Genomic DNA, 2,807 nt, shown 5'->3' on the forward strand with positions numbered 1-2,807 from the left:
CCGACCAGCGCCTCGAGTTCGGCGATCTTGGCCTCGAGCGTGACCGCATCGTCGGCCTCGGCCGCGGCGCCCGACGCCGCGTCCGCCGCTGGCGATATGGGCCGGTGCAGGAAAAGCACGCCCTCTGCATCGCCGTCGCTGCCACCGTCGCTGCCGCCGTCGCTGCCACCGTCAAGCGCGCCGTCGCGCGCGCCCTCCCCGCGCGGCCGCTGCGCCCTGTCCGGCCCGGGCGTTGCCGGGGGAGTGTCGCCGCCGGCCGGCCCCGGTGCAGGGGCCGATGCGGCCTGCGCGGCGGGAGGCGCCGCCGCGGCCTCCGCTCCGGGGGCGGGCACGGCGCCGTCGCGGACGCGAAGCGCGGGCGTCAGAACGAGTTTATCCGGCGCCACACCGCTCCCGGCCGGCGCGGGACGCTCCCGTTCCTCGCTGACGAGGCGACGGATGGCCGAGAGGACATCCTCGAGCTCGGAGTGTTTGAGGGGATCTGACATCAGGTGCTGTCGCCGCTTTTGCCTCGCACAAAGTCTAGACGGTCGGCGCGCTCACTACAACAGATGTAGCGAATTGGCCCGGCTCCGCCCTACTCCGCACCGATCGACTCGAGAACCCGGTCGAGCGCGCGGCCCTGCGCGCTCTGCGGCACGGGCGCGGTTTTCACGAGGTTGTAATATTCTGCCGGGTCGTAGCGCGGCACCGACAACCCGAGGTCCTGCGCCGTCATCCGGCCGGTGGCGGCGAACAGCGCATAGGCGGCGATGTATTCGTCGGTGGTCGCCGACACGAGATCGGTGCGCGCGTCGAGGAGGTTCTGTTCCGCTTCCAGCACGTCGAGCGTGGTCCGTGCGCCGAGGCGCGCCTCTTCCTGCACCCCCTCGAAGGCGACCTCGGCAGCCTCGATCTGGCGGCGGCTGGCCTCGCGGGCCGCGCGCGCCACCTCGAGCCGGGACCAGGCCGCGCCTGCCTCCTGCGCGAGCCGCTTGCGGACGACATGCAGATTGCCGCGCGCGGCATCGCGGCGCGCCTGCGCCTGCCGGACGAGCGACGACAACTCGCCCCCCCGATAGATCGGACCGCCCGCCTGAAGCGAGATTTCGCCGGTGCCCAGCGACTCGTCCTCGTCGAAATCGCTGGTCACGTTGTATCCCCCCTGAAGGGTGACCCGCGGGCGCATCCCGGCGCGTGCGGCGGCCACACCGAGTTCGTTGACGGTGATCTCGCGCTGCGCCTGACGCAGATCGGGGTGCTCGCGCACCGCGCGCGCCTGAGCCTCGTCGGCGCTGCCGACGCTGCGCGGCACATCACCCGGCTCGGCAAGGGTCCCGGGCTCGCTGCCGACGTCGCGGGCATAGGTCTCCCGGGCCTGTTCGAGCTCGCCCTCGGCCCGTGCGAGATTGGCCCGCGCGGCAGACAGCGCCGCCTCGGCCTGCGCGACGTCGGTCCGCGTCACCTCGCCCACCTCGAACCGGTCGCGCGCCGCGCGCAACTGGCGCCGGATGACCCGCACGTTGTTCTCGCGCAGCGACACCGTATCGGTCGCGCGCCGGAGGTTCATGAAGGCCTGCACCGCGCCGAGCAGGACCTGCTGCTCGATCGAGACGAGCCCCTCCCGCGTGGCGAGCACCGACTCCTTGGCCGCTTCGCGTTGGAACTGCGACCGGCCGGAATCGTAGAGCAGCCACTCGAGGTTGACGCCGGCCGAGGCCTGCTCGGTGACGAAGTTGCCGACGACGCCGGTCGGCCCGCGCCGTTCGCCGAACTGCCGCCGGATCGAGGTCGACCAGTTGAGCACCGGCCGGAGCCCCGCCACCGCCTGCGCCACGTCCTCGTCGGCGGCGCGCAGCAGCGCGCGGTTCTGCTCGAGCAGGCCGCTGTTGACGTAGGCCTCCGAAAGGGCCTCCGCGAGCGTCTGCGCCCCGGCGCGCTCCGGCGCCGCCGCGCCGATGGCCACCGCAACCGTCAGCGCAAGCCCCGCGAGGCGACCACGCGCCCCTGTCCACTGTCCCATGCCTGCCTCTGTCGTTTCGTGTTTCATCTGCCTCGGTCTGTCCGTCAGAGCGAGAACTCCGTGCGTCGCTCGAAGCCGGGCAGGATCGGCGCGCCCGCGTTGAACGCGAAGCGCCAGCTGACCGCGCCATCGACCTTGTATCCGAGCCGCACCGTCCCGAGGCGTCCATCATCGAAGAGACAGGCGATGCGCCCGTCCTCCTTCAGCTGGTCGACGATCGCCTGAGGCACCTGCCCCACCGCGCCCTGCACCAGAACGGCGTCGTAGGGGCCGTGCCGCGCCGCGCCTTCGGCCAGCGGGCCCTGATGCAAGGCGACGTTGTCGGCGCCGTACTCGGCCAGCCGCGTCTGCGCCTCGCGCAGCATCGCCTCGTCCTCCTCGACGGCGACGACCGCCTCGGCGAGATGCGCCGCGACGGCGGCGGAATAGCCGTAGGCGCTGCCGATATCGAGCACGAGATCATCCGGCTGAAGATCCACGGCATCGAGCATCTTGGCGAGCGTGCGCGGCTCGAGGATCACGCGACAGCCACCGAGATCGATGTTGTCGCCGACATAGGCGGCCTCGCACTTCTCCTCGGGCACGAAGAGCTCGCGCGGGACGGTGAGAAAGGCGTCGATCACGGGAAACTTCGTGACGTCAGCAGGGCGGATCTGCGTGTCCACCATCGTTTCGCGGCGGGCGGCGAAGTCGGTCATGCGGGCCTGTCGTGGTCGGGATGTTACACTTCGGATAGTGCCACAGGGGCCGCCGGCCGGCAATGCGCCCCCGCACAGCGCGCCGCGCCTGTGCTCTTGCAGCACGG

The 2,807-nt window shown here is 71.7% G+C and carries 2 protein-coding genes; both read right to left on the bottom strand.

The annotated features are described in order from the left end of the window. Nucleotides 1-577: 577 nt before the first annotated feature. Nucleotides 578-2,002: a TolC family outer membrane protein gene (locus ACESL7_RS13105; protein WP_372893755.1), complete on the bottom strand. Its 1,425-nt coding sequence runs from the start codon at nt 2,000-2,002 to the stop codon at nt 578-580. A 44-nt stretch (nt 2,003-2,046) separates the two neighbouring features. Further along, nucleotides 2,047-2,700 (bottom strand): protein-L-isoaspartate O-methyltransferase family protein, encoded by a 654-nt coding sequence (locus ACESL7_RS13110; protein ID WP_372893756.1) that lies wholly within the window; start codon nt 2,698-2,700, stop codon nt 2,047-2,049. Nucleotides 2,701-2,807 lie beyond the last annotated feature (107 nt).

The sequence above is a fragment of the Rhodosalinus sp. genome, assembly GCF_041685465.1.
Taxonomy (GTDB): domain Bacteria; phylum Pseudomonadota; class Alphaproteobacteria; order Rhodobacterales; family Rhodobacteraceae; genus Rhodosalinus.